The sequence below is a fragment of the Bradyrhizobium sp. UFLA05-89 genome, from assembly GCF_059803475.1.
In genome coordinates, this window is record NZ_JBANBA010000125.1 from 1 (window position 1) to 26,822 (window position 26,822).

The following is a 26,822-nucleotide window of genomic DNA, read 5'->3' on the forward strand; positions in this document are numbered from 1 at the left end:
GTGCGTTTCGCTCTCAGGTGCTCAAGCAGCTCTTTTTTCAGCACGCCGCGCGTCTGAATGAACAGGCTGCGGTAGATCGTCTCGTGTGACACCTGATGTTGTGGCTCCCCCGGATATGTGCGCTTGAGCCAGCCTGCGATTTGTTCCGGCGACCATTGTCGCCGCAGCCCGATCGATACTGTTCGCCTCAAGAACGGGTGGCAAGCCAGCTTGCAAAGCTTGGGACGCCGCGCCCGATCCCAGGCGGCCTGATCTGCCCCCGCGGCCCGGTAGCGGTCCGCTCCTCCGTTGCGGCTGACTTCGCGGCTGACGGTCGATGCCGATCGTCCCAAGTGGCGCGCGATCGACCGCACGCTGAACCGCGGAATAATAGATGCGACGTCGCTGCTTCATGTCCACACTCCATCTCTGCTAAAAGATTAGAGTGTTGCACCGACCGGTTGAGTCCACCGGGCAAAGCAGACGTGGCCCTCGTCGCATCGTTGGCCGGCTTTATGGGTGCACGGCCTACTAAATCGAAGTTTGCTCCCCCGAAGTCATTCAAAGCACGCTGCGCATGGTGAGACGTATCACAGAGTGAATAGCAAGGCCGCAGCTATTCTTCGCCACAAAGGGAATGGTCCCTCTTGATAGTAGCAGGAGCGTTCAATATGGGCGAGATTATTCGATTTGTCTCAAAGTCTGAGCGCGAGCGAGCCCGCTTAATTCGAGAAGCCCGCGCGATATATGACAGCATCTTCCCGACGGCTGACCCGTTCAGGGAGCAGCATGACAAGGCATCAATTGGTCACACGGTCAGCGGCCCCAAAGTCCATCGCAGCGACGGGGGTCTCTCGTGATCAAGGTCATCGCCGTGCTCTGCAGTCTCTCTTCTCCGACAAATTGCCACGAGCAGATCGTCACCACCTCGGACTTCGCCGACGTCTCGATACAGTCCTGCCTGATGGGTGCGCCGCAGCTCGCCGAGTGGATGAACCAGCATCCGGCAGAGCGCCTGGCGGCATGGCGCTGCGTGATTGGTAGCCAGGATCGCAGGGGAGCTTAGGGTAGAAAGCGGCCTCCCCAGACGCTTTGATCCGCTTAACCACGACCGCTGCGGTTACTGACTGGGACCGTTCAATGGCCTGCCCATCGAGTAAGTTCTTCTTCGCGAAGCATGAGTCCGGAAGTGGTCCATCAACGAATTGGCCGCTCGCCTCATCGAGGTCCGCTCAGCGCGATGAAGCGGAATAGATTTGCTCACACAGAGCTCGCCGCCAATCAAGTGTAACGGCAGCAAAAGCACCGCGATCGCTGGGCTGCATTCGGTCAAGCTCGACAAATATACGGTCATCGCGAGCTACACGCTGGTGGCGGACAGCGTCTATTGCGATTACGATCCGATCAAAAGAAAGGCCGACATCGGTTCGCGCTTCCTGGAGCGCGACTGACGATCCGGCCAAAACCATGTGCAGGAAACGTCATGACGCAGGGGCAGGCGGAGAACTATCGGATTTTGCATGAGGCGGATCTGCGGGACTATCTCGCGGGCCGTCCGAAGCTGGTGTCGGTGCTGGGCGGCGCGCCGGACGACTGGTCGATCACTGAAGTCGGCGACGGCAATCTCAACCTCGTCTTCATCGTGAAGGGAGCCCGAGGCGGCGTTGCCGTCAAGCAGGCGCTGCCCTATGTCCGCCTGGTCGGGGAAAGCTGGCCCCTGCCGCTATCCCGCGCGCATTACGAATATCTGGCATTGACGCGCCAGGCGCAACTCGCGCCTGGCCTCGTGCCGTCGGTGCTGTATCACAACGAGGCGCTTGCGCTCACGGTGATGGAGCTGCTCGAGCCCCACATCATCATGCGCAAAGGGCTGATCGCCGGCACGCAATATCCGCGCTTCGTCGACGACATCACCACCTTCATGGCGCGAACGCTGTTCTTCACGTCCGATCTCGCGCTCACCGCCGCAGAAAAGAAGGAGGGCATCGGGGGCTTTGCCGGCAACCACGCGCTGTGCAAGATCACCGAGGATTTGATCTTCACCGATCCCTATCGGATCGCCGAGCAGAACCGCTGGACTTCGCCTTACCTCGACGCTCTGGCCGCTGACCTGCGCGAGGACATGAAGCTGCACGTCGCGATCTCCCGGCTGAAGCTCAAGTTCATGGCGAGCCCGGAGGCGCTCATTCATGGCGACCTCCACACCGGTTCGATTATGGTCACCTCGGGCGAGACGCGCGTGATCGATCCCGAGTTTGCGTTCTACGGTCCGATGGGATTCGACGTCGGGGCCGTCCTCGCCAATCTGCTCATGGCCTACTTCGCGTCGGCCGGTCACGAAGGCGCGCCGGGCGAACGCCGCGCGTTCGAAGGCTGGGTGCTTGAAACCGTCGAGAAAGTCTGGAGCGAGTTCGCGCGAAAATTCCTCGATCTCTGGCGGGCCAATGCCCTCGGCGACGCCTATCCGGCCTCGTTGTTTATGGGCGAGCAGGGCGCCGCGCGACTGGAGGCCGAGCGGCAGGCCTACGTGGCGCGGCTATTCGCCGACACGGTCGGCTTTGCCGCCGCAAAGACCATCCGCCGCATCTTCGGTCTTGCCCACAACATCGATTTCGAGCTGATCGATGACCCGCGCAAGAGGGCGATCAGCGAAGCACGAAGCGTGCGGCTGGCGCGCGTGATGATGGTGGAGACCGGATCATTTCCGACCATCGCAGACGTCACCGGCGCCGCGCGAAAACTGCGCGACTGGCAGCCGGAGTTTCCCACTGGGCTAGAGAGGACAACGTGAGCGCGCGGCCGTTCCAGCTGGTCCCACCCCACGGGAGAGGTGAACGTCGCCCTCCACTCGCACCGATTCAACCAAAACTCATCATGCTCTAATTGGCGACAGAGCCCTCGACCGCAAATGTGTGATACGTGGCGTATTTCTCGCCAACGGCTCGAACTTGCACATAGGCAGGATCGTTTCGCCACGCGCGAAGCGCCTCCATGCTCGGATACACGTAGATGACCACGCGCCTGGGTGGATTTCCATCAACGGCTACGACCTGTGAACCAGCTGCCGCCGCGCCTGCCGCCGCAACCAGCTTCCCGCCATGTGCCTTTATGATCTCCCGCGCTTTCGGGAGATATTCCTTGGCATAACCATCGGGGTCGGTGACGTCGATTTGGCCGATCAGATAGGCGGGTGGCCCGGCCTCACTATGAAGCGCTTCGCTCCCAAACGCGCCTAAAACGGTACAAGTCAACATGACGAGACCGATCCTGCATCCGGAATTCATACGGGCCTCCTCTCATGCCTCGCCACTATCGCGAGCAGCAGCCAGATGGGACTCTCCATAGAAGTTCGAAATGCGTCCAATACATATATCCTCTCAGATCCTATGCTCTGATGGTATAAGCGGGCATGAACCTTCGACAGGCCCTCACATTCCTGACTGTGGCGGAGCTCGGCACCGTTTCAAGGGCTGCACTGCGGTTGCGGATCGCCCAGCCGGCCTTGTCCAGGCAGATCATCGGTCTCGAGCAGGAACTGGGCTTGCGGCTATTCGATCGGGTCGGGCGCCGACTATTGTTGACCGGTGAAGGCGAGCAGTTGATCCCAGGCTGCCGGCTGCTGCTCAACAGCGCCAGTTCGTTGAAAGAGCAGGCTCAGCTACTTCGTCATGGAGACACGGGAGTCCTGAAGGTTGCCGGATCGCCGCAACACATCGAGAGTGTGCTGTCGCAATTTCTGCATCTGTACGCGGAACGATATCCCAGGGTTGAGATCAAGATCAGGGAGGGGACGGGTAGCGAAATATTGGCGATGCTCGAGCGCGGCGAGGTCCATCTCGGCCAAAATCTGTTGCACGCCGTCAGACTAAATGAACAGCACTTCGAAAGCCTTCCCCTTGGATCGGTGCAGTTGCTAGCCGCCTGTCATCCATCGGTACCACTTGGCCCTTGTCCTACCATCGAGGTCGCCGATCTTGCCGGGTTTCCACTTCTGCTGATGGACAGCGGGTTCGGATTTCGCCGTGCTTTCGATGCGGCGAGCCGAATGGCGGGACTGAAACCCAAGATCATCTTCGAGAGCAGAAACCCGCACACTTTGTTGGCACTCGCCGAAGCGGGGCATGGCATAGCCATCGTGCCGTCCCAGCTTCAGTGCCGGCGTTACGAATTGAGGATTGTCGGCCTCACGCACGGGCGCCGGGTATTGCAAGAGCCCCTGACCATCTCTTGGGATAAACGGCGTCCGTTGCCTCGTTTCGCTACGGACTATTGCGCGATGCTTGCCGCGCATATGCGCAAGACATTTCCGATCACGAGGCCGACGGAGGCAGCTTCAGCGAGCACGAAAGGAAGCCATCGGGGCCGCGCGAAGGGCGCCACACGGAAAGCGAAAAATCTGCTCTGACGATGCAAAGCGTGATGACGATTCATCCCAATCTCATCGCGCCTTGGGGGCGACTGTCACGGCCTTACCCATCGGGTGTCTCGTCGTCACTCCGAAGCCGGGCTGCGGCGGTCCGGTCATGGTCCAGCCGTTCCGCCGCGCGACCTCCCCATCGATTGGCACTTGTTTCGTGTGATGCAGGCTCCATGCTGTAGCACGCGGACAATGGAGGTGTCGATCATCTGGACAGCGGCATCGTGGGCTACGGCAAGTGCGTCGATGATGCGGCCCCAGACACCAGCCCGTCGCCAGCGGACGAAACGGTTGTAGCAGGTCGTGTACGGGCCAAAATGATCCGGCAAATCGCGCCAAGGTGCCCCGGATCGCAAGACCCAGAAGATGCCGTTGAGCACACGTCGGTCGTTTACCCGAGGAACGCCACGAGGCTTATTCGGCAGCATGGGCTTGATGGCACCCCATTCATGATCAGCGAGTTCGTAGCGCATGATTCGAGCCCCCAGTTTGGGAGTTTGAATCACAGGGGTCTGGCCAATCGCAACACTTCGGGCTCAGCTCCGGTCCCCACAGCCGAAAGTGGCTAATCGCGCTACTACCTCCGTCCGGACGCTGATTCGACCGCTATAGCTGATACCCGGCTTCCGGAGAGTGATCCAACACGCCCATCGTGACCGTCCATCGGGGGGGCGCCCTCGATGCCGAACGTTCTGGCGAGTTCTCTTACGCCAACTGGGGTTACGACGAGCGCTCGGCTATCCCTGACGTGCTCGACCCAATCGTGCTCGAGAGCGTGATCAAGAATGGCGGCGCCGACCGCCCCGGCCAGATGCGGCCGGCGCTCGCTCCAGTCGAGACAGGGGCGACAGAACACCCGGCGCTTGGAGGCGAGGCGAAGATCGACGCCCAACTCATTGAAGAATGACCAGCCGGCATCGGTGAGTTGCCCGCCATCCTCGTCGAGCAGAATAAACGACTGTTGGACCAGCCGGTCGGCGATTGCGACGGCGATGCGGCCGGCCATGTGGTCATAGCACGTGCGCGCGTGCCGGAGCGTTTCTCCACCGCGCCAGAGATTGCACTGCCGGGCGGGGCCGTCCTGCGCCACGACCATGAGACCTTCCAGCACGCGCGCGACGTGCGGAGAGGCCAGGCGGAAATATCGTCGTCGGCCCCGCTTTGCGAGCGCGAGCAATCCCGCGTCGCTGAGTTTCGCAAGATGGCCACTCGCTGTCTGCGGCGCCACGCCAGACACATAGGCGAGCTCCGAGGCGGTCAACGTTCGGCCATCCATCAGCGCGCTCAGCATGTTGGCGCGCGCCGGGTCGCCGATGAGTGCTGCGACTTGGGCGATTTTGGGTCCCGTGTCCATGCCCTTCTCGTACGCCGATAAGGACGCAGTGCCAAGCACGAATACTTCGGTCAAGACCGTAGTGTTTCCGCGAGACTGGTTCGATCACGAGACATAGGTTGCCTGGACGCCAATAGGCCCGGTGAAGGAAGTGCCGCGATGAGGCGAAAGATCATCCCGCGGCTCCGAATATTCGGTTGGTATCGAATGACCACCGCAAAGCGGGCTGATCTGAGCGGTCAAATTCTCACAGACAACTGAGTGTGATCATGCAAACAACTTCGCTCAACACAACGCAGCCGGAACTGGCCCGCTCCGCCAACACCTCATCCCGTTCGCCTCTCGCGACGGCGCTGGCGCTTGCTGCCACGAGCCTCGGCCTTGGTGTGGTGCAGCTCGATATTACCATCGTCAATACTGCGCTAAGCAGCATCAGCACCTCGCTCGGCGGTAGCGTCTCCGAGCTGCAATGGGTGGTGACCGCCTATACCATCGCATTCGCCGCCTTCATTCTGACCGCTGGTGCGCTCGGCGATCGCCTCGGCGCCAAACTGATTTTCATCGCGGGCTTCGCGCTCTTCACGTTGGCTTCGCTGGCCTGCGCCCTGGCGCCGTCGGCGATATTCCTGATCGCCGCGCGATCCGTACAGGGTCTCGCGGCGGCTATCCTGGTGCCGAACTCCCTGGCGCTCCTCAACCACGCGTATATCGATCCGAAGGCGCGCGGCCGCGCGGTCGGATTCTGGGCCGCAGGTGCGAGCGTCGCGCTGACGGCCGGTCCGTTCGTCGGCGGCGCGCTGATCGCGCTGGTCGGCTGGCGCGCGATTTTTCTCGTCAACCTGCCGATCGGCGTCGCCGGCCTCTGGCTCACTTGGCGTTACGCCGAGGAGACGCCGCGGCTCGCGCAGCGTGGGATCGACCTGCCGGGACAGATCGCGGCGATTGCAATCCTCGCCACGCTGGCCGGTGCCTTGATCGAAGGCGGCGCGCTCGGCTGGAGCCATCCGCTGGTGATTGCGGCCTTCGCGGCCGCGGCGTTGGTCGGACTTCTGTTCGTATGGCGCGAGGCATATGCGCAGCAGCCGATGCTGCCGCTGGCGCTGTTCCGCCATCCCATGTTCGCGCTGACCGCGCTGGTCGGGCTCCTCTTCAACATCGCCTTCTACGGTCTGATCTTCGTGCTCAGTCTCTACTTCCAGAAAGTCAACGGCTGGTCGCCGTTCGCAACAGGCCTGGCCTTCGTACCAATGATGGGCATGGTGCTGCCCGCCAACCTCGTCGCCGCATCGGTCAGCGAGCGCCTAGGCGCGCCGCAAACCATTGCGCTGGCTTGTATGATCACCGCCGCGAGCTGCGTTGCGCTGCTCCCCATGGCCTTCGGCACAAGCTACGGGGCGATCGGCGCTCAGCTCATGGTCCTCGGCGGCGGGCTCGGCCTGCTCGTGCCGCCTTTGACCTCGACATTGCTCGGCAGTGTCGAGAAGTCGCGATCCGGCATCGCCGCCGGCGTGCTGAACGCGACGCGGCAGACCGGCAGCGTGCTTGGTGTTGCCCTGTTCGGTTCGCTGGTCGGAGGGAACGACGCGTTCATTGCGGGCGCGCATGCCTCGCTGGCGATATCGGCCGCCGCGTTGCTCACAGGTGCAGTCGCGATCTGGTTTGGCCGAGCAAAGGAGGGACGATGAAGGGTAGGGTCAGGCCGACCTCGTGTGGTGCCCGGACGCCGAAGACCATGACGTCGGTCGTTTCGTACGCGGCAAAGCGCGCGCTTGTCACACTGCAAACTTGGCGCAACCGGGTTCGGCAGCGCCGCGAATTGCAGCAATGGACTGACCGCGACTTGCATGATGTCGGGCTGTCCTGGACCGACATCGCTCTGGAAATAAAAAACCTTCTGGCGGGCTTGAATAGCACTCGAGTAGGGCTGCCTCTTGCGCGACGAGGCCGGCCAAAGAAGGCGGACCTTTGTCCAACTATAGCTTCCCGGGAAACGTAATCATTGGCGTCAGTATGGCACTGTGCCGGTGATTTGCCCGACGTGTCAAGCTATTTCGTAAAACTCGAAATGTGTTCCAGCCGTCCTCGGCTACTTTGCATGGGGTTGTTTTCGAGCTTTTATAGTGGGCTATCGCGCTACTCCGCCGCCTTCTCCCGTAGTCGCTGCGCATAGACGTTGATGATCAGCGCCGCCAGCAGGATCAGGCCGCGGATCAGGATTTTCAGGAAGCTGTCGATGTTGACGTGGTCGAGGCCATTGTTGAGCACGCCCAGCACGAACAGGCCGACGATGGTGTTGCCGATGCCGCCGCGACCGCCGAACAGGCTGGTGCCGCCGACCACGACGGCGGCGATGGAGTCGAGCAGGTAAGTGTCGAACTCGTTCTGCTGCGCGCTGCCGAAATGGGCGACGCCGAGCATGCCGCCGATGCCGGCGCAGACCGCGGAAATGACCATCACCACGCCGAGGATCAGCTTGACATTGAGGCCCGAATATTCGGCCGCCTCGCGGTTTCCGCCAACCATGTAGACGTAGCGCCCGAAGCGCGTGTAGGTGAGCACGAGGTGTCCGGCGAGCAGCATCACTGCGGCAACGATGACGATCCAGGGAATGCCGCCGATCGAGCCGGAGCCGAGGGTGGCGATCAGATCAGGCACCTTGTAGGCGATCTGGCCGCGCACCAGCAGCGCGGAGATGCCTGCCGCGATCTGCATCATCGCGAGTGTCATGATGAAGGAGGGGATGCCGATCACGGTCAGCCCCAGCGCGTTGACGAACCCGAGGGCCGCACAGAGCAGCAGCGAGAGCAGGATTGCGGCGGCGCCGGGGAGGGGGACGTTGGCGATGTTGACGTAGGATTCCTGGATCGTGAAATAGGCGACCGCAATGCCCGTGACGTTGGCAATGCTGGCGATCGAGAGGTCGATCTCGGCGCAGAGGATCACGAAGGTGAGGCCGACGGCGATCACGCCGGTCACGGAGACCTGGGTGAGGATGTTGCCGAGATTGTCCAACGTGGCGAAGGAGGGGCTTGCGAAGGCGAAGAACAGGCTGAGGAAGATCAGCGTCAGGAAAGGCGCGATGTTGCGCATCTGCGAGCGCAGGAAGGAGCCAATGCTGCGAGGCCGGCGGGCCGCTCCGGAAACTGCTTCACTGCTCGCCATTGTGCTTCTCCGTCACGCCGCCTCCAAAAGGCGGTCTTTGCTGACCGGCTCGTTCTTGAATTCGCGCACCACCGCCCCGCGCTTGAGCACGAGAATGCGGTCGGCCAGCGACAGCACCGTCTCCGGCTCCGTCGACAGCACGATGATGGCTAGGCCCCTGGCGCGAAGGTCGCGCACGATGTTGATGACGTCGTTCTTGGCGCCGACATCCATGCCGCGAGTCGGCTCGCAGAGCACCAGAAGTCGCGGCGGATAGGTCAGCCATTTGGCCAACGCCACCTTCTGCTGGTTGCCGCCCGAGAGCATGCCGAGGTCGAGGCCGACCACAGGCGGCCGGATCTGCAACTGCTCGACCTGGCGCTTGGCGATGTCGCGCTCCTGCGCCGGTTTGAGCAGCATGGCCGAAATGCGATCCAGAATGCTGATCGAGATGTTCTTGTACACCGGCTCCTGGTGGAACAGCATGGCGCGCCGGCTCTCTGGGACAAGCGCCACGCCCGCACGCCGCGCGGCCGCAGTCGAGGCAAAGGATTTTCGCGCACCGTCGATAATCAGCGCGCCGCCGTCGGGTTTGAGCTTGCCGAACAGGATGCGCGACAGCTCCTGCTGTCCGCAGCCCATGAAGCCGTAGATGCCCAGCACCTCGCCGGAACGCGCCTCGAACGAGACGTCCTGGAGGCTGCGCGCGAGCGAGAGCTGGTCGACTTTCAGGACGACCGCCCCACCGTTGGCGGCTGGCAACATGAGGTCGTCGGTGTAGCTGTGCTCGAGCGCCTCGCCGCCGCGGCCGATCATCGCTTCGATCAGGGCGCCCTTGGTGGTCGCGCTAGCCGCGGACTCGGCGACCTTCCGTCCGTTGCGGAACACGGTCACCGTATCGGAGACGCGCAAGATGTCCTCGATGAAATGCGAGATGAAAACGATGCCAGTGCCCTCGTCGCGCAGACGGCGCAGCGTCGTGAACAGGCGCTCGACCTCGGGCGGGGAGAGGGCGGAGGTCGGTTCGTCCAGGATGACGATGCGCGCCCCGGAGAACAGCACGCGGGCGATCTCGATGAGCTGCTGGAGGCCGATCGGAAGGTCGCCGAGCCGCGTCATCGGATCGACGTCGATGCCGAAACGGGCGAGCTGCTCGCCGGCCTCGCGCGCCATGCGCCGCCATTGCACGAGCCCCAGCTGGTTGGTCGGCTGGTTGCCGAGAAAGACGTTCTCGGCGACCGTCAGGTCGGGCGCGACGCTGAGCTCCTGATGCACCATGGCGATGCCGGCCGCATGTGCGTCGCGAGCCGAGCGGAAGCGGGTCTCCTTGCCGTCGACCAGGAAGCGGCCGGAGAATTCCGGGTGCACGCCGGCGATGATCTTCATCAGCGTGCTTTTTCCGGCGCCGTTCTCGCCGACGAGACCATGGATCTCGCCGGCGTATAGCGCAAAGTCCACACCACGAAGTGCTTCGACGCCGCCAAAGCTCTTCGTGATGCCCTGTAGTTCCAGGATCGGCGAACGGCCTTCAGGCATGGAGGAATCAGATCAGGAAGTGATCCTCCATCCACTGCATGCCGGCGGCATTCGCCTTGGTCACGACCGGACCGTCCGTCACCACGCTTTTCGGAATGCCCTGACCGCTCTTCTCCCCGCCGACGACAGCGGCGACGCCCGCGATGATGGCGCCGCCATGGATACGGCAGGAGGGATTACGGACGGTCGCGTACATCCGGCCCTCGCTTACCGCCTGGATCGCGGGCGGCATGGCGTCGACGCCACCGATCAGGATGTTGGTACGGTTATGCGCCTTCATGATGTTGGCGGCTGCGAGCGCCATGTCGTCATTGTGGAAGAAGGCCGCATCGATCTGCGGGTATTTCGTCAGATAGGTCTCCCACAGGCGCGCGGTCTTGGAGACGTCCCAATCGGCCGGCTGGGTGTCGAGCACCTCGATGTTGGGGAATTGCTTGACGACCGAGTTGAAACCCTTCGCACGGCCTTGCGCGCCAGTGTGGCCGAGGGCTCCTTGCGTCATGATGATCTTGCCCTTGCCACCCATGGCGTTGCACAGCGCCTGCGTCACGGACGCGCCCATGAACTCGTTGTCAGGGGCGAGGAAGGAATGCACGTTGATCTGATCGAGTGGTGCAATCAGCGTGTCCATGTCGATGACGGGCGTGCCGCCGTCGATCATCTTCTGCACGGGCTGGGTAAGGGTGCCGATGCCGAAGGCCTGGATTGCGACGAAGTCCCACTTCTGCGAGGCCATGTTGTCGATGGCTGCGCGCTGCTTCACCGCGTCGAGCTGGCCATCGAACCAGGTCACATCGACGTTGAACAGCTTGCCCCAGAATTCCGCCGCCTGCTTGCCCTGCGCACACCAGGTGGCCTGCAGGCCGGCATTGGAGAATGCCGCCTTCAACGGCTTCTCCGAACGTCCCATCTCGGCTGCAAGTGCAGGGTTGATCCCCATGCCGCCGAGGATGGCCGCCGCGGCGCCGGCGGTCGTTGCCGCCTGAAGAAGATCGCGCCTGGTTGTCGAGAAATCTTTCGTCTCGGACATCGCTCGCTCCCATGATCTTATCGTTGGCAGCGTCATTGTTTGCGCTACCAAGGCGGGCAGTGTCTCACAATCGACGAGTTCACGCTACCCGTTCTGCAATCGCCACCGTGACGCTGCGCGTTGGTGCAACGCAAAGAAAGCAAGGCCGGCGAGCAGCGCACGCAGCACATCACGGATCACGCGAAAGAACTCGATGAACAACTCTTGCGGCGTACCGTGGGCGTCATGCGAGGATAATTCGAACTGGATCATGCGGAAATGTCCACGGCGCTCGCCGGCGAAATCGAAGATCGCCTCGATCGCGAGCCTCCACCCCCAGACCAGCTCGCCGCCGTCTTTTCCCAGCATCGCCCTCATTTCGAAATGCTCGGCAAACAGCTGCTGAGAGAGGAGCGGTGTCAGATCGTCGCAGCGGACCGCTGCAGGCTCGAAGCTTCTCGATCGGATCGGCTGAAGCGTTCATCCGCGTTGGAGGCCGGCACAAAAAAAGAGAGCGGGGCCCTAGCCCCGCTCAAAAATTGTGTCGACCCTATTATCCCCGATATCTGAGATTTGATCTTGATTGAACGGGGCGACGCTGCGTTTTGCGCGCCAGGGGCTCCTCCCGAGACTTGGACCACCAGACTTCGACCTCGCGGCCAGCCTGAGCAAAGAGATGCTAGATCAACTTTTCTCACTTGTCATCATTTTCGGCAACGATTGTTCAAAATTCGAGCAGTTGGCGAAATGATCGGGCTTTTTCCCTTCTAAGTATATGACAAATATAAGAAATCTGTGGATAGGAGGCTGCCCTGCATCTGCCTCAAATGCCGGATCGTCACCTTCGGCGGGGCGCGCCGAACACAGTTTTCGAGAAATTTGTGATCGCGCAAGCAGACCGGCGAAGTGACCTCGACTCGGGCTCGGCCCGGTGTTTAGTTGCTCGCCGAACGAATGGTTCGGCGAATGCGCGAGCGGCTGCGAAACTACCTGCCCCTGGTCCTGCTCGCCCTCGCGATGCAGGTGCTGGCGCCGGTTGCCGCCTGCTGGGCCGCGGGTCTTGCGGTCGCCGATCCGCTTCAGAATGCGGTGATCTGTCACAGCACAGATGCATCGGATGCAGGCGCACAAACCGGCGTGCCGGCTGCACACGCAGGAAGCTGTTCGATCTGCTGCTTGGCGCAGTCCAATGCGTCGCTTGATTCGCGGCAGGCCACGTTCGCGAATCCGTTCCGGCTCGCTGAACCTGTGCCGTGGCATGAGCAGGCTGCACCCGCAGTCACATCGGACGGCGGATCCAACGCCCGAGCACGAGCGCCTCCACTGTTGACGTGAGCCCGGCGGCTAACCGCCGCTGAATTCGCATGTCAGCATCGCGGAGATCCTCAAATGTCCATCTGTCATAAGCATGCGGGCCTTCTGGGGCTCGCCCTCGCGCTCGTCCCTCACTCGGGAAGCGTTGCTCACGAGATCGTTGGTAACCGCTTCTTCCCGGCAACGCTGGGCATCGATGATCCCGGCGTCAACGATGAACTGTCCATTCCAACGGTCGACAGTTTCAAGACTGGCGACGTCCCGCCGGTTCGGCAGCGTGACATCTCCGGCGAGTTCTCCAAACGTATCACCGAGGACTTTGCCATCTCCTTTGGCTCGACCTACACCTTTCTCAATCCGATGGACCCGACCATCCCCGGCGCCAACGGATTTCAAAACCTGGAGACCACGTTCAAGTACCGGGTTTTCAAGGATCCCGCGCATGAATTCGTGATGTCGGTCGGCCTTAGCGTCGAATGGGGTGGCACCGGCGCGCAAAATGTCGGCGCCGATCCCTTCAATACCTACACACCGATGCTCTGGTTCGGCAAAGGCTTCGGCGACCTGCCGGACGCGTTTTCCTGGCTTCGTCCTGTCGCCATCACAGGCCAGGTCGGCTACGCGATTCCTGCCAGGAATTTCACGACCACGTTCGGGATCGATCCCGATACCGGCGACTTTGCTGCCGATACCGAATTTCATCCGCGGGTGCTGAACTGGGGCGGAACGATCCAGTACAGCATGCCTTACCTGAAGTCGGCTGTCGTGGATCTCGGTCTGCCGGAGTTCGTCAATCACCTGATCCCGCTCGTCGAAGCCAATCTGCAAACCCCGATTGCGAACACGCTTACCTCGGGCACGAGAACGACAGGTACCATCAATCCTGGCGTGATCTGGGTCGGTAGCAAGTATCAGGTTGGTGTTGAGGCGCTGATTCCCATCAATCGGCAAAGCGGGACGCATGTCGGCGTGATCGGACAGTTGCACTTCTATCTCGACGACATTGATCCTCGCGGCATCGGCAAGCCGCTTTTCGGTGGCCCGGTCCAATCTGCCAACCCCTTCGCAAGGAATTGACCGATGCGATCCTTATCCCTCAGTTCAATGATACTGTTCATGGTCCTCTTGCTGACTTCGATGCCGCCTGGCGAGGCAAGCGCCCACGCCGAGCTCGACCACGCCGAGCCGCGCGTCGGCAATAAGGTGGCAAGCCCCCCGCGCGAGGTAACGCTCTGGTTCAGCCAGAAACTGGAGGCGGCATTTAGCTCGATCAGTGTCACGGGTCCCTCCGGGCAGCGCGTCGACGCAGGCAAGGCGCGCGTCAGCGGCAACCAGATGTCGATCCCGCTGAAGTCGGGAGGGGCGGGCACGTATCACGTGAACTGGCGCGTGCTGTCTGTGGACACCCACACGACGGACGGCAGCTTCACCTTCCAGGTCGGTCCATGAAGGCCTGATCATCGATGGACTGGTCAGCAGTGGACGCGCCGTTGGTTGCGACGCGCGCCGTGCACTTTGCGGCAACCGCGATCACGGCTGGAGACTTCATGTTTCGGGCCGTCATCGCTGCGCCGGCCGCGCGCTCGGAGGGGGCTGCGCCTGGGTCGTTCGAGGCTCCCACCTTGTGGGTCTCGTGGCTCGGTCTTGCCTTCGCGGTGATCTCCGGTGCGATCTGGCTGATGCTTCAGGCCGCCTCGATGAGCGGGATGCCGCTCGATGAGGCATTGTCCGCGAATGTCTTATCGACGGTGATCAACGAAACGCAGTTTGGACAGGTGACGATGCTTCGAGCAGGCCTTGTGATCTGCCTGGTGGCTTGCCTGACCTACGATCGTATGGCGATCGCACGATGGGGCGGATTTGCGGTTGCGATCGCATTTGCCGCAAGCCTCGCCTGGAGCGGCCATGCCGGGTCGACCACCGGCGAGGCGGGTTACCTGCATCTTGCCGCGGATGCGCTGCATTTGGTGGCAAGCGCGGCCTGGATCGGTGGCTTGGCGTCATTAGTCCTGTTCCTCGCTGCGGCCTGCCGAAGGAAGGAGCTTCCGCTCGCCCGTGACGCCGTGGGCCGATTTTCGATCATGGGCATGGTCAGCGTGGCAACCCTGCTGCTTACAGGATTCATCAATGCCGCCATCCTGGTGGGCTCGCTTCACGCGCTGGTCGTCACCGAGTATGGACGGCTGTTGCTGCTCAAGCTTGTCCTGTTCACGCTCATGTTGGTGCTCGCCCTGGTCAACCGGCTGGTGCTGACACCGCGGCTTGTCCCGGCCGGGCGTGGTGCGTTGCGCTGGCTCAAGCGCAATAGCACCATCGAGCTTGCTCTCGGCCTTGCCATCCTCGCCGTTGTCGGGATGCTTGGTACGATGCATCCTGCGATACACTTGGTGAACTGAATGGTTGTGCTGCGTCAATCTGGTGAAAAAGCGATCTCGACTCCATTGCGGATCATGTCTAGTTAGTAAGCGTACGAATGGTTCGGCGGATGCGGGCGCGGCTGCAAAAATACTTACCCCTGGTCCTGATCGCCCTGGCGATGCAGGTGCTGGCGCCGATCGCCGCCTGTTGGGCGGCCGGCGTTGCGGTCGCCGATCCGCTTCAGAACGGCGTCATTTGCCACGCGAATGGCGGTTCAGGCGCAGGCATTGACGACCGGACCAGTCTGCCCGGCTCGCATCCTGGCGCTTGCTCGCTCTGCTGCCTGGCACAGGCGAGCGCGTCTCTCGACGCGCCACAGGCCGTCTTCGCAACACCTGTGCGACCCGCCGAATGCGTTGCGAGGCACGACGCGGCAGATCGTGTCGCAGTGCCCCACGGCGCGTCCAACGCGCAGGCGCGCGCGCCACCTCAATTTTCCTGACGACCTCGTGACCGCCACGGCGCGTCCGCCGGCGGTTGATGCTGTCGAATGGCCGGAGAGAAAGCCGGCGTCAGGACATTCCCATGTTGCCTCGCCATGCCCGTTGCGGCGTGAGTGTCGTTGCCGTCCAGGCCGCGCTGCTCGCGTCGATGGGGGGAGCCGCCGCCCAGAGCGGCGAAAGCGCATTGCCGCCGGTGACGGTCGATGCGCCGATTGCGGCATCACATAAGCCTCGCAAGCCGGCCGTCCAATCCACGGCAGCTCGGAATCGGAGTGCGAAACCCTCAAACTCTGCCGAAGGTGCTGCTGCGGCCGTCGCCACCGGCGGGCAGGGCGCTGGCACCGCTCGGGCCTCGCTGGAGACCCCGCCGGCGGTAGCGCGCTATCAGCTTCCGCAAACATCGTTCAGCATCACGGCAAGGGAGATCGACGAGACAATCAACCGCAAAGACCCCGAGGATGCCGTCAAATACATGCCGAGCCTGTTCGTGCGGAAACGGCACGACGGCGACAACCAGGCGGTGCTTGCGACGCGAAGCTGGGGCCTGAATTCCAGCGCGCGTACGCTGGTCTACTATGACGATCTCCTGATTTCGGCGCTGATCGGCAACAACAACTCGGGCGCCTCGCCGAAGTGGAATCTGATCGTGCCGGAGGCGATCGGCCGGGTCGACTATCTCAACGGTCCGTTTGCCGCGGCCTATCCCGGCAACTCGATCGGCGGCGTGCTGCTGATCACCTCGAAGATGCCGGACAAGCCGTTTGCAACGGCCAAGGAGACGATCTCGGTGATGCCTTGGAGTCAGTACGGCACCAAGAGCACCTATGTCACCAGCCAGACCAGTGCTGCCGCAGGCAACCGCGACGGTGCGCTATCGTGGCTCATCAGCGCCAACTATCGTGACAGCTATCAGCAGCCGCTGAGCTATGTGACGAATGGCTCGGTCCCGGCCAAGACGACGGGCACCTTCATCGCACCGAGCCGGACCGGCGGGGTGGCGGATGTCGTCGGCGCCGGCGCGGTGGCGCACTCGCAGCAGACGTCGGGAAATATCAGGCTTGCCTACGACCTGACCCCGCTGGTCCAGGCGACCTATTCGTTCGCGGTCTGGAACAATCACCAGACCTCGGAACCGCAGACCTATCTGCGATCGACAGTGACGGGCCAGCCGACATTTGCAGGCCTTTCGGGGTTTGCTCCCAACAAATACACCTGGGACGAACTCCACGTGAGCAACGCCGTCTCGCTCCGGAGCGACACCAAGGGCGTCTTTGATTTTGATCTTTCGGCATCGAGCTACAATTACCTTCAGGATATTCTTCTCAACCCGTATACCGTCGTAGCGTCGCCCGGGCTCGGCTACTCGCTGAACGGCAAGGTGACGCGGATGGACGGCACCAATTGGCAGAATGCCGATGCCAAGGGCATCTGGCGTCCCGACGGGATCGACGGTCCGCACGAGATCAGCTTCGGCGTTCACGGCGACCGCTACAGGCTCGAGAATCCCGTCTACGCCTCCACGGTTTGGTATACGGCTCCCTCGGCGGGCAACGGGCAGCTCTACTCAACGGGCGTCGGCGAGACACGGACCGAGGCGTTTTGGGTTCAGGACGCCTGGAAGATCACGCCGAACGTCAAGCTGACGCTTGGTGGACGATTGGAGAGCTGGCAGGCGCTTGATGGTCTCAACGTCAACACGACGGCGACGGGCGCCGGCGCCATCACGTCAGTGACGACGACGCAACAGCCCTCGCTATCGTCGACCAATTTCTCGCCGAAGGTTTCGCTCTCATATGATCCCAACAAGGAGTGGAACATCACTGCGAATTTCGGCGAGGCGTATCGCTACCCGACGGTGACGGAGCTTTATCAGAACATTTCCGTCAGCAACATCACTTACCTTGCCAATCCTCGGCTCGCGCCCGAGCAGGATTTCACCGGCGAGCTCAATCTCGAACGACGTTGGCAGGACGGCCGGATCAGGTTCACGGTCTTCGGCGAACGCACGAACAATGCGCTGATCTCGCAGACGACAACCGTGACTGACGTGTCCGGAAACCAGTCGTTCCAGACGGCGGTCAGCAACGTCGCCGCCATCCGCATGCAAGGCGTCGAATTGTCGGCCGACAAGGACAATATCCTGATCCGCGGGCTGCAGCTCTTTGGCAGCGTAACGTATGTCGATTCCAGGATCATCTCGGATCCGAACTGGTCGGGCGCGACCACCGTCGTCGGCAAACGCGTGCCGTATGTTCCGGACTGGCGCGCGAAGGTTGGCGTCAGCTACCGTCTAAACGAGAGCTGGGTCTATACCGTTGCCGCGCGCTACACTGGCAAGCAGTATGCGACCCTCGACAATACCGACGTCGTTCCCCACGTGTACCAGGCGTTCGATCCGTTTTTCGTCGTCGACATGAAAATCCACTACAATGCGACGAAGAATTTCTCGTTCGATTTCGGCATCGATAATGTCTTCAACTACCAGTACTTCCTGTTCCATCCGTTCCCGGGACGAACCTTCGTCGTTGCCGGCAAGTACACGTTCTGACGGGTGGGATGGGCGCAACGACCCAAGAGAAAGGCTAGCCACATGAACAAGCTCTCACGCATCCTCGTGCTCGCAGCGCTTGCAGCGCTGGCGTTCGCCGCACCCGGGCGCGCCGACGACGTCAAGGCCGGCGATATCGTCATCACGCAGGCCTGGAGCAGGGCCACGCCTGGCGGAGCAAAGGTCGCCGGCGGCTATCTGACGATCGAGAACAAAGGCAGTGCGCCGGATAGGCTGATCAGCGTCTCGGCTGAGATCGCCGGCAAGATCGAAGTCCACGAGATGGCGATGGACAACGGCGTGATGAAGATGCGCCCGATCGATAAGGGTCTCGCGATCGAGCCGGGAAAGACCGTGAAGCTCGCACCGGGCGGCTATCATCTGATGATGCAGGAGCTGAAGGGACCGCTCAAGCAGGGCGACAAGGTCCCGGTCACGCTTCAGTTCGAGAAGGCCGGCAAGGTGGCCGTCACCCTCGACGTCCAGGCCGTCGGCGCGCAGGCACCGGGTGGCGGCGAGCATGGCGGACACATGGATATGAAGAAATCGCCGGATCACTCCGGGATGAAGATGTGAGGGTATGGTGTTTATCAAACCACTGAGCCTTTCGTTTCTGCTGGAGGCGGATCCATTCGATCTCGTCTCGACCGTCCTCGTTCGCTGACATTTTGTGGAGCAAGAGCATGGATCGAAGAGAGTTCAACGCGACGCTGGCGGCCGCATCCTTGCTCAACCTCGTCGCGCCGGCCGCGCTTGCGCAGCCGGCGTCGCCTGCTCGCCCGCGCGTGGGCCTGTTGATCCATTCCGACATGATCCTGCTTGATCTGGCCGGCCCGCTCACCGTGTTTAGCATCATGCAGGCGGAGGTCCACCTGATTGGCAAAACCGAGCAGCCGGTCATGACCGACGTCCGCTTGCCCGTTGCGCCGACGGTGACATTCCAGAACGCGCCGAAGCTGTTCGACGTGGTGTTCGTGCCCGGAGGCCTGAAGGGAACGGTCGCTGCGATGCAGGATCGTGAGACGGTCGAATTCGTCCGGCAGCAGGGTGAATCCGCGAGCCTCGTCACAAGCGTTTGTACCGGCTCGCTCTTGCTTGGCGCCGCGGGTCTGCTCAGGGGTTATCAGGCCACTTCGCACTGGTACGTTCGCGATCTGCTCGCGCATATGGGCGCGGTCGTGCGCAGGGACCGTGTGGTCGAGGATCGCAACCGCGTGACGGGCGGCGGCGTAACGGCCGGCATCGACTTTGCGCTCGCGATCGCAGCGCGGCTTGCGGGCGAGGAAGCTGCGCGTCGCATTCAGCTCGTGATCGAGTACGATCCTAAGCCGCCCTTCGATTCCGGATCACCTGAGCGTGCCGGTCCTGCGCTGGCCGGCGACGTCTTGAAGCGGCGGCAGGACCTCATTCGTGAAGCGGAAGCCGCGGCAAAGGCTGCCGGGGCGGCAATGAATTTATGAACGTGTGAGGCTCCAATGCGAAAAGGTTTGATCTACGTCACCACGACGGCGGCATGCGTGCTGGCAGGCTCGTCCGCAGGGGCGCACGTCTCGCTGGAGACCAAGCAGGCCACGGTCGGCGGGTCCTACAAGGCCGTGTTTGCCGTGCCGCATGGCTGCGCCGGCTCGCCGACGGTGAAGATCCGCGTGCAGATCCCCGAAGGCGTCATCGCCGTTAAGCCGATGCCAAAGGCCGGCTGGAGCGTCGACGTCGTCGAGGGCAAGTACGGCGGCGAATACGACTATCACGGCAACAAGGTCTCCTCCGGGCCTAAGGAGGTGATGTGGTCGGGCGGCAAGTTGCCGGATCACAACTATGATGAGTTCGTGATGAGCACGTTTCTCACCGACAGCCTGAAGCCGAACACGACACTGTATTTTCCGGTCGTGCAGGAATGTGAGAAGGGCGTCAGCCGCTGGATCGAGATTCCCGCGGAGGGCGCTGCCCCTTCGCATGAGGGCAAATCGCCCGCGCCGGGCGTGAAGCTGCTGCCAAAGCCCTGATGCGCATCCTTGCCGCGCCTGCGACGCTGCTGCTCGGCATCGGATTTGCGACCGGTGCTTGGGCGCACGCCGCGTTGGTCTCGGTCGAGCCGGCGAATGGAAGCATCGTCGCGAGCACGCCAAAGAGCGTCGAGCTGCGCTACAACGAGGCGGTGACACCGGGCGCGATCCGGCTGATCGACGGGACCGGAAAGGAGCGCAAGGAGGCTCTCGTCACCGCATTCGGCGAGACCATCTCGATCGCGCTGCCGCAGGATCTGCCGCAGGGCACTGCGGTCGTCAGTTATCGCGTGATCTCGCAGGACGGCCATCCCGTCGCGGGATCGGTCATCTTCTCGATCGGCTTGCCGTCCGTGACGCAAGTTCCCGTGGCTGCCGATAGCGGCGTGAACGCGCTGATCTGGCTCACGCGGATAGGGCTCTATCTCGGGCTTTTCGCGGGTGTCGGCGGCGTGTTCTTTGCGATCTGGATCGCGCGATCGACGATTGGAATGGTTTTGCCCCGTAGCGCGCTTGTCGTGGGTGTGCTGAGTGCGCTCGCCTCGATTCCCCTGTTGGGGCTCGATCTCCTCGGTCTGCCGCCTACCGCGCTTCTGACGTCAGCGCCCTGGACGGTTGCATTCACGACGAGTGCCGGCCCCGCGCTTCTGATCGCGATCGCCACGATCCTGATCGCCTGCACCGCGCTGCCTGGAGGGCAGGGCGCGCGTGTCCTCTCGGTTGTCGCGCTTGCCGGCGTCGGCCTGTCGCTCGCCAGCACCGGCCACGCCGCGACGGCACCGCCGGAGGCGTTGACCAAGCCGGCGATCTTCATCCACGGCCTCGGTATCGCGTTCTGGACCGGCGCGCTGGCACCGCTGGCCGTTCTGATGTCGAGACCGACCACCGCCACACTGCCGATCCTGAACCGGTTCTCGCGCGCTGCCCTTCCGGTCGTCGTCATCCTGACGCTGACGGGCCTGATGCTGGCCGTCATTCAGCTCTCGAGCTTTGCCGCCCTGGTCGAGACCAAATACGGCATCATCCTCTCGATCAAGCTCGTGCTCGTTGCCGCCCTACTGGCGCTTGCCGCGCTCAACCGCTTTCGCCTGACACCAGCGCTGGCCAAGAACATCAAGGGAGCGCGCACGCTCAAGCGCTCGATCCTGGCCGAATGCGTCCTGGCGCTTGCCGTCTTCGCTGTCGTCGCCGGCTGGCGCTTTACGCCGCCGTCGCGCACGATCGTCCCGGAGACGCCGCTGGCGATCCATATCCACGGTGAGAAGGCGATGTTCCAGGTTCTGGTGTTGCCGGGCAAGGCGGGCACTGACGACTTCGTGCTCCAGCTCATGACGGAGGAGGCGACGCCCCTTTCCGCCAAGGAAGCGACCCTGACGTTGAGCCTGCCGGAGCGCGGCATCGAGCCTATCGAATATGACGCCGCGCTCGGCGCTGACGGCTACTGGCACGTGCGAAAGGTCGAGCTGCCGTTCGCCGGCCGCTGGCATGTGCGCATCGACGCGCTGGTGACCGATTTCGAGAAGATCACGCTCGAGGATGACCTCGAGTCGCACCGCACTGAAAGGCATTGCCTCGGGGTTCCGAAACGGCCGCCTGCGTCTTCAAACGGGACTTCAAGGAAACAGAAAAATGACAGGAATTTCGTCGCGTTAGCGCGTTTTCTTCATTCCCGGCCTTGTGTTTTCGCTCCCAATCCGGTTTCACTGCAACCCCTCACTGATTCTTCGAGTGTATCTATGCGGTTGTCCCGGTTCTTTCTGCCCATCCTGAAAGAAAATCCGAAAGAGGCGGAGATCGTCTCGCATCGCCTGATGCTGCGCGCAGGCATGATCCGGCAGGAGGCCGCCGGCATCTATGCCTGGCTGCCGCTCGGCTTCCGCGTGCTGAAGAAGATCGAGCAGATCGTGCGCGAGGAGCAGGATCGCTCCGGCGCGATCGAGGTGCTGATGCCGACCTTGCAGCTTGCCGATCTCTGGCGCGAGAGTGGCCGCTACGATGCCTATGGGCCAGAGATGCTGCGCATCGCCGACCGCAACAAGCGCGAGCTGCTGTACGGGCCGACTAACGAGGAAATGATCACCGAGATCTTCCGCGCCTATGTGAAGTCCTACAAGAACCTGCCGCTCAATCTCTATCATATTCAATGGAAATTCCGCGACGAGCAGCGTCCGCGTTTCGGCGTGATGCGGGGCCGCGAATTCCTGATGAAGGATGCCTATTCCTTCGATCTCAACGAGGCGGCCGCGCGCGTCGCCTACAACAAGATGTTCGTCGCCTATTTGCGCACCTTCGCGCGGATGGGGCTGAAGGCGATCCCGATGCGTGCCGAGACCGGCCCGATCGGCGGCGATCTCAGTCACGAGTTCATCGTGCTCGCCGAGACCGGCGAGTCCGGCGTCTTCATCAATAGCGACGTGCTCGATCTGCCGGTGCCGGGCGAGGACGTCGACTACGAGAGTGATCTCACGCCGATCATCAAGCAGTGGACTTCGGTCTATGCCGCCACCGAAGACGTGCACGATGCCGCGCGCTTCGAGCAGGAGGTGCCCGAAGACAAGCGGGTCAATACCCGCGGCATCGAGGTCGGCCAGATCTTCTATTTCGGCACCAAATATTCCGAGCCGATGAAGGCGACGGTGGCGGGGCCCGACGGCGTCGACGTGCCGATCCACGGCGGCTCTTACGGCGTCGGCGTCTCGCGCCTGGTCGGGGCCATCATCGAGGCCTGCCATGACGATGCCGGCATCAAATGGCCGGAAGCGGTGGCGCCGTTCCGCGCCGTCGTGCTCAATCTCAAGCAGGGCGATGCGGCCGTCGATGCGGCCTGCGAGAAGCTCTATATCGAGCTTCAGGCCAAGGGGGTCGACGTGCTCTACGACGACACCGACCAGCGCGCCGGCGCCAAGTTCGCCGCCGCCGACCTGATTGGCATCCCCTGGCAGATCATGATCGGGCCGAAGGGGCTCGCCGACGGCAAGGTCGAGATCAAGCGGCGCGCCGACGGCTCGCGCGAGACCATGTCGCCGGCCGACGCGGTCGCGCGCCTGACCGGTTGAATATTATCCACCGCGCCATTTGCGGGGCAGGCAATCCGGCCACAATTGACCCCGAATCATGGGATTATCGAGCGATGGATGAGACCATGACCGAGCCTGTGCAAACCGCGCCCTTCGCGCCGTTCGAATGGATGTTGTCGGCGCGCTACCTGCGGGCGCGCCGCAAGGAAGGATTCATCTCGGTCATCGCCGGATTCTCCTTCCTCGGCATCATGCTTGGCGTCGCCACGCTGATCATCGTCATGGCCGTCATGAACGGCTTCCGCAAGGAACTGCTCGACAAGATCCTCGGCCTCAACGGGCACATTCTGGTGCAGCCGCTGGAATCGCCGCTGACCGACTGGAAGGACGTCGCCGAGCGCATCAGCCAGGTCGACGGTGTGCGGCTCGCCGCGCCCGTGGTCGACGGCCAGGCGTTGGCCTCTTCGCCGTTCAATGCCTCGGGCGTGCTGGTGCGCGGCATCCGCGCCGACGACCTGAACAACCTCACCTCGATCGCCAAGAACATCAAGCAGGGCTCGATCGAGAACTTTGACGAAGGGCAGGGCGTGGCGATCGGCCGGCGGCTCGCCGACCAGTTGTCGCTGCATGCCGGCGACAGCGTCACCTTGGTCGCGCCGAAGGGCGCGGTCACGCCGATGGGCACGACGCCGCGGATCAAGCCGTACAAGATCGTCGCGGTGTTCGAGATCGGCATGTCCGAATATGACGCGGGCTTCGTCTTCATGCCGCTCCCCGAGGCGCAGGCCTATTTCAACCGCAACAACGACGTCACCGCGATCGAGGTGTTCACCACCAATCCCGATCGCATCGACGCGTTTCGCAAGTCGGTGACGGAGGCTGCCGGCCGGCCGGTGTTCCTGGTCGACTGGCGTCAGCGCAACTCGACGTTCTTCAACGCGCTCCAGGTCGAGCGCAACGTGATGTTCCTGATCCTCACCATGATCGTGCTGGTGGCCGCGCTCAACATCGTGTCCGGCCTGATCATGCTGGTGAAGGACAAGGGCAGCGACATCGCGATCCTGCGCACGATGGGCGCCTCGCAAGGGTCGATCATGCGCATCTTCCTGATCACGGGAGCCTCGATCGGCGTGGTCGGCACACTCGTCGGCTTCTTCGTCGGCCTCGTCATCTGCCTCAATATCGAATCGATCCGGCAGTTCCTGTCCTGGCTCACCAGCACGGAACTGTTCTCGCCGGAACTCTATTTCCTGTCCCGACTGCCTGCCGAGATCGACGTCGGCGAGACCACGGCGGTGGTCATCATGGCGCTGACGCTGTCGTTCCTTGCGACGCTCTACCCGTCCTGGCGCGCCGCGCGTCTCGATCCCGTCGAAGCGCTCCGGTACGAGTGAGGGGCTGATGGAGCAGGGGGCGGAAGATGTACCGGTCATTTATCTCCACGAGATAAAGCGGCAGTACGTGCAGGGCGAGAACGTGCTGACCATCCTGGACGGCGCCAAGCTCGCGCTGTGGGCTGGACAGTCGGTGGCGCTGGTGGCGCCGTCAGGTTCTGGCAAGTCGACGCTGCTGCACATCGCAGGGCTGCTGGAGGCGCCCGATTCCGGCGAGGTCTATGTCGGGGGCACCCCGACCTCGCAACTGCCCGACATCGAGCGCACGCAGCTTCGCCGCACCGAGATCGGCTTCGTCTACCAGTCGCACCGGCTGCTGCCGGAGTTCTCGGCATTGGAGAACGTCATGCTGCCGCAGATGATCCGCGGCCTGAAGCGATCCGAGAGCGTCAAGCGCGCCAAGGATATCTTGTCCTATCTCGGCCTCGGCGACCGTATCACCCATCGTCCCGCCGAGCTGTCGGGCGGCGAGCAGCAGCGCGTCGCGATTGCTCGCGCCGTCGCCAACGCGCCACGGGTGCTGTTTGCGGACGAGCCGACCGGCAACCTCGATCCCGGCACCGCCGAGCATGTGTTCCAGGCCTTGATGCAGCTGGTCAAGGCAACGCAGGTCTCGATGCTGATCGCGACCCACAACATGGAGCTCGCCGGCCGCATGGACCGGCGGGTGTCGCTTTCCAACGGCCAGGTGGTCGAGCTCGACTAAAATCTCGAAAACAACCCCATGCAAAGTAGCCGGCGACCGCTGGCGAGATCTTCGTATTTTACGAAATCTGTTGGCGCGTCGGGCAAATCACCGGGCATGATGCCATCCTCGCAGCATGTGGGACGGCCTACGGCTGGATCACCGTCATCTTGAACGGACCGGCATGGGCTGCAGCGTGCTTGACGGCCTCGTTGGCGTGATCGAGATCGAACGCCGTCGTCTCATACTGATCGAGGCGCAGCAGCCCGGCGCGCACGAGCGCGATCAGGCGGACCGCCGCATCCGGCGGATACATCCAGACGCCATGGATGGTGATGCAATTGCGCATGATCCAGGGGTAGGGCAGTTCGAGCCCAGGTCCACCGGCCATGCCGATGCCCCCCATCAGCACGACGCGGCCGTAGGCGCGCACCGCCATGATCGCAGCGCGCACCACCGTGGGGCTGACCGAGGGCGGCATGATGTCGAACACGCAATCGATCGGCCCGGCGGCGGCGCGCTTCATCTGCTCGCGGTCGTCGCTCTCGTTGCCCGAGAGTTTAAAGGGCCTGACGCGCGGGCCGAAGCGCCGAACGAGATCGGCGAGGATCGTCTCGTTGCGCCCCGGCGCCACGACGCTGGCCGCGCCCATCGCAAGCGCCACCGCCACGGCGGCGCTGCCGAAATTGCCGGTGGCGCCGCTGACCAGTACGGTCTCGCCAGGCTGGAGCTTGGCGGCGAGGAAACCGCCGTAGGGCACGAGCATGGTGCCGAGCGCGCACCATTGCGCGGCTTCGACGGAGGTGATCGCGCCGAGCCGCTTCACGTTTTCCGTCGGCACTCGCATCTGCTCGGCGAACGAGCCGTGACGGAAGTACTTCTGCAGCTTCATGCCGCCTTCGTCGCGGGCGCTCAGCGCCTGCAATGTGATGTCGGGCGACAGTGCGTCGTCGCGTGAACGCACGGTCGGATCGCAGAATACCCAGTCGCCCACGGCGAGTTTCGTTGCATCCGGTCCGATGGCGCGGACCCGGCCGATGCCGCCGGGGCCGGGGATCACGGGAAGATCCAGGGCGTAGTTGCGCGCGCCGCTGAAGACCTCGTTCAGATAGGGCAGCACGCGGGTGGCGACGACGTCGACGATGACCTCGCCCGTGCCGAGCACGGGAACGGGGACATCTTCGATCGCGAGCGGTGTTCCCAGGGATTTGAGGACGGCGGCCTTCATGACGTTCACCTCTTATTCGAGCTGAAGCAGGAATATGCGTCCGCCTTGAAAGCGCATGAAGGCCTGGTATTATCCTAGTATCCAAAGGGCCCTCCCTGAGCCGGAAGCAAGATCATGGCCGATCCCCGACGTGTCGAATTCGGTGACTTCCTGCGCTCACGCCGCGAGAAGCTGACGCCGAAATCCGTTGGCCTCCCGATCGGCCGCCGTCGGCGCACGGCGGGGCTGCGGCGCGAGGAGGTGGCGCAGCTCGCAGGGATCGGCGTCGACTGGTACATCCGCCTCGAGCAGGGGCGCACAGTAAGCCCGTCGGTCACCACCATCGATGCGCTGGCCCGCGCGCTGCGCCTTTCCAGG

The 26,822-nt window shown here is 62.8% G+C and carries 28 protein-coding genes and 3 pseudogenes; 21 read left to right on the forward strand and 10 right to left on the reverse strand.

Features of this window, described 5'->3' with window-relative positions; all coding sequences use genetic code 11:
- Positions 1-362, reverse strand: a pseudogene (locus SO139_RS39130) (transposase); the annotation flags it as partial.
- 288 nt (positions 363-650) lie between these two features.
- Between SO139_RS39130 and SO139_RS39135 the strand changes: the two are divergent.
- From SO139_RS39135 to mtnK, 4 genes are all read left to right on the forward strand, one after another.
- The gene (locus tag SO139_RS39135; protein ID WP_449381671.1) at positions 651-839 is read left to right on the forward strand and encodes a hypothetical protein; all 189 of its coding nucleotides are present in this window, start codon (positions 651-653) and stop codon (positions 837-839) included.
- Positions 836-1,045, forward strand: coding sequence for a hypothetical protein (locus tag SO139_RS39140; protein ID WP_449381670.1), 210 nt, complete (start codon positions 836-838; stop codon positions 1,043-1,045). The genes SO139_RS39135 and SO139_RS39140 overlap by 4 nt, the downstream gene beginning before the upstream one ends.
- A 190-nt stretch (positions 1,046-1,235) precedes the next feature.
- Positions 1,236-1,430, forward strand: coding sequence for a hypothetical protein (locus SO139_RS39145; RefSeq protein WP_498541706.1), 195 nt, complete (start codon positions 1,236-1,238; stop codon positions 1,428-1,430).
- A 32-nt stretch (positions 1,431-1,462) separates the two neighbouring features.
- Entirely contained in the window at positions 1,463-2,770 is a 1,308-nt protein-coding gene (gene mtnK, locus SO139_RS39150; RefSeq protein WP_498541707.1) for an S-methyl-5-thioribose kinase, read from the forward strand.
- Between the two features lie 88 nt (positions 2,771-2,858).
- On the opposite strand, the gene SO139_RS39155 is transcribed toward mtnK, so the two are convergent.
- Complete coding sequence (locus SO139_RS39155) at positions 2,859-3,263, reverse strand: DUF1330 domain-containing protein (RefSeq protein WP_498541708.1); 405 nt, start codon at positions 3,261-3,263, stop codon at positions 2,859-2,861.
- A 125-nt stretch (positions 3,264-3,388) separates the two neighbouring features.
- Here SO139_RS39155 and SO139_RS39160 point away from each other — a divergent pair, with 125 nt between their 5' ends.
- A complete protein-coding gene (locus SO139_RS39160; RefSeq protein ID WP_498541709.1) occupies positions 3,389-4,384 on the forward strand; it encodes a LysR family transcriptional regulator in 996 nt (331 codons plus the stop codon).
- 131 nt (positions 4,385-4,515) lie between these two features.
- Here SO139_RS39160 and SO139_RS39165 read toward each other — a convergent pair.
- Positions 4,516-4,869: pseudogene (locus SO139_RS39165) on the reverse strand (IS5 family transposase); the annotation flags it as partial.
- A gap of 104 nt (positions 4,870-4,973) precedes the next feature.
- Positions 4,974-5,750: an ArsR/SmtB family transcription factor gene (locus SO139_RS39170; RefSeq protein ID WP_498541710.1), complete on the reverse strand. Its 777-nt coding sequence runs from the start codon at positions 5,748-5,750 to the stop codon at positions 4,974-4,976.
- A 248-nt stretch (positions 5,751-5,998) separates the two neighbouring features.
- On the opposite strand from SO139_RS39170, the gene SO139_RS39175 reads away from it, so the two are divergent.
- Both SO139_RS39175 and SO139_RS39180 read left to right on the forward strand, forming a co-directional pair.
- Entirely contained in the window at positions 5,999-7,414 is a 1,416-nt protein-coding gene (locus SO139_RS39175; RefSeq protein ID WP_498541711.1) for an MFS transporter, read from the forward strand.
- A gap of 47 nt (positions 7,415-7,461) precedes the next feature.
- A complete protein-coding gene (locus SO139_RS39180; protein WP_498541712.1) occupies positions 7,462-7,725 on the forward strand; it encodes a DUF1127 domain-containing protein in 264 nt (87 codons plus the stop codon).
- Between the two features lie 137 nt (positions 7,726-7,862).
- Here the strand turns inward: SO139_RS39180 and SO139_RS39185 are convergent, their stop codons facing one another.
- The 5 genes from SO139_RS39185 to SO139_RS39205 all read right to left on the reverse strand — a co-directional run bounded on the left by SO139_RS39185 (position 7,863) and on the right by SO139_RS39205 (position 12,516).
- Positions 7,863-8,891 carry an ABC transporter permease gene (locus tag SO139_RS39185; protein WP_498541713.1) on the reverse strand — a complete coding sequence of 343 codons (1,029 nt, stop codon included), beginning with the start codon at positions 8,889-8,891 and terminating at the stop codon, positions 7,863-7,865.
- Between the two features lie 12 nt (positions 8,892-8,903).
- Positions 8,904-10,406 (reverse strand): sugar ABC transporter ATP-binding protein, encoded by a 1,503-nt coding sequence (locus SO139_RS39190; protein ID WP_498541714.1) that lies wholly within the window; start codon positions 10,404-10,406, stop codon positions 8,904-8,906.
- A gap of 7 nt (positions 10,407-10,413) precedes the next feature.
- The gene (locus SO139_RS39195) at positions 10,414-11,436 is read right to left on the reverse strand and encodes a sugar ABC transporter substrate-binding protein (protein WP_449381660.1); all 1,023 of its coding nucleotides are present in this window, start codon (positions 11,434-11,436) and stop codon (positions 10,414-10,416) included.
- Between the two features lie 84 nt (positions 11,437-11,520).
- The gene (locus tag SO139_RS39200; RefSeq protein WP_449381659.1) at positions 11,521-11,784 is read right to left on the reverse strand and encodes a hypothetical protein; all 264 of its coding nucleotides are present in this window, start codon (positions 11,782-11,784) and stop codon (positions 11,521-11,523) included.
- A gap of 315 nt (positions 11,785-12,099) precedes the next feature.
- The gene (locus tag SO139_RS39205) at positions 12,100-12,516 is read right to left on the reverse strand and encodes a hypothetical protein (RefSeq protein ID WP_498541722.1); all 417 of its coding nucleotides are present in this window, start codon (positions 12,514-12,516) and stop codon (positions 12,100-12,102) included.
- Between SO139_RS39205 and SO139_RS39210 the strand changes: the two genes are divergently transcribed.
- From SO139_RS39210 to SO139_RS39270, 13 genes and pseudogenes are all read left to right on the forward strand, one after another.
- Entirely contained in the window at positions 12,433-12,750 is a 318-nt protein-coding gene (locus SO139_RS39210; RefSeq protein ID WP_449381674.1) for a DUF2946 family protein, read from the forward strand. The two genes, SO139_RS39205 and SO139_RS39210, sit on opposite strands and share 84 nt — an antisense overlap.
- A 54-nt stretch (positions 12,751-12,804) precedes the next feature.
- The gene (locus SO139_RS39215) at positions 12,805-13,806 is read left to right on the forward strand and encodes a hypothetical protein (RefSeq protein ID WP_498541715.1); all 1,002 of its coding nucleotides are present in this window, start codon (positions 12,805-12,807) and stop codon (positions 13,804-13,806) included.
- A 39-nt stretch (positions 13,807-13,845) separates the two neighbouring features.
- Positions 13,846-14,178 (forward strand): copper resistance CopC family protein, encoded by a 333-nt coding sequence (locus SO139_RS39220; RefSeq protein ID WP_498541716.1) that lies wholly within the window; start codon positions 13,846-13,848, stop codon positions 14,176-14,178.
- A gap of 29 nt (positions 14,179-14,207) precedes the next feature.
- Positions 14,208-15,125 carry a copper homeostasis membrane protein CopD gene (gene copD, locus SO139_RS39225; protein ID WP_498541717.1) on the forward strand — a complete coding sequence of 306 codons (918 nt, stop codon included), beginning with the start codon at positions 14,208-14,210 and terminating at the stop codon, positions 15,123-15,125.
- A 77-nt stretch (positions 15,126-15,202) separates the two neighbouring features.
- Positions 15,203-15,589 (forward strand): DUF2946 family protein, encoded by a 387-nt coding sequence (locus SO139_RS39230; RefSeq protein ID WP_498541718.1) that lies wholly within the window; start codon positions 15,203-15,205, stop codon positions 15,587-15,589.
- Between the two features lie 83 nt (positions 15,590-15,672).
- A complete protein-coding gene (locus tag SO139_RS39235; protein WP_498541719.1) occupies positions 15,673-18,138 on the forward strand; it encodes a TonB-dependent receptor in 2,466 nt (821 codons plus the stop codon).
- A gap of 42 nt (positions 18,139-18,180) precedes the next feature.
- On the forward strand, positions 18,181-18,714 hold the full coding sequence (locus SO139_RS39240) for a copper chaperone PCu(A)C (RefSeq protein WP_449381653.1): 534 nt from the start codon (positions 18,181-18,183) through the stop codon (positions 18,712-18,714).
- 107 nt (positions 18,715-18,821) lie between these two features.
- Entirely contained in the window at positions 18,822-19,598 is a 777-nt protein-coding gene (locus SO139_RS39245) for a DJ-1/PfpI family protein (RefSeq protein ID WP_449381652.1), read from the forward strand.
- 15 nt (positions 19,599-19,613) lie between these two features.
- The gene (locus tag SO139_RS39250; RefSeq protein ID WP_449381651.1) at positions 19,614-20,141 is read left to right on the forward strand and encodes a YcnI family copper-binding membrane protein; all 528 of its coding nucleotides are present in this window, start codon (positions 19,614-19,616) and stop codon (positions 20,139-20,141) included.
- Positions 20,141-21,325 (forward strand): annotated as a pseudogene (locus SO139_RS39255) (copper resistance CopC/CopD family protein); the annotation flags it as partial. The gene SO139_RS39250 and the pseudogene SO139_RS39255, both read left to right, overlap by 1 nt.
- A gap of 552 nt (positions 21,326-21,877) precedes the next feature.
- Complete coding sequence (gene proS / locus SO139_RS39260) at positions 21,878-23,197, forward strand: proline--tRNA ligase (protein WP_449381649.1); 1,320 nt, start codon at positions 21,878-21,880, stop codon at positions 23,195-23,197.
- 74 nt (positions 23,198-23,271) lie between these two features.
- Positions 23,272-24,552: a lipoprotein-releasing ABC transporter permease subunit gene (locus SO139_RS39265; RefSeq protein ID WP_027523839.1), complete on the forward strand. Its 1,281-nt coding sequence runs from the start codon at positions 23,272-23,274 to the stop codon at positions 24,550-24,552.
- Between the two features lie 4 nt (positions 24,553-24,556).
- Entirely contained in the window at positions 24,557-25,258 is a 702-nt protein-coding gene (locus SO139_RS39270; protein ID WP_449381673.1) for an ABC transporter ATP-binding protein, read from the forward strand.
- 127 nt (positions 25,259-25,385) lie between these two features.
- On the opposite strand, the gene SO139_RS39275 is transcribed toward SO139_RS39270, so the two are convergent.
- A complete protein-coding gene (locus SO139_RS39275) occupies positions 25,386-26,465 on the reverse strand; it encodes a zinc-binding dehydrogenase (protein WP_498541720.1) in 1,080 nt (359 codons plus the stop codon).
- Between the two features lie 114 nt (positions 26,466-26,579).
- Between SO139_RS39275 and SO139_RS39280 the strand changes: the two genes are divergently transcribed.
- A partial coding sequence (locus tag SO139_RS39280; RefSeq protein WP_498541721.1) for a helix-turn-helix domain-containing protein occupies positions 26,580-26,822 on the forward strand: 243 nt, incomplete at its 3' end.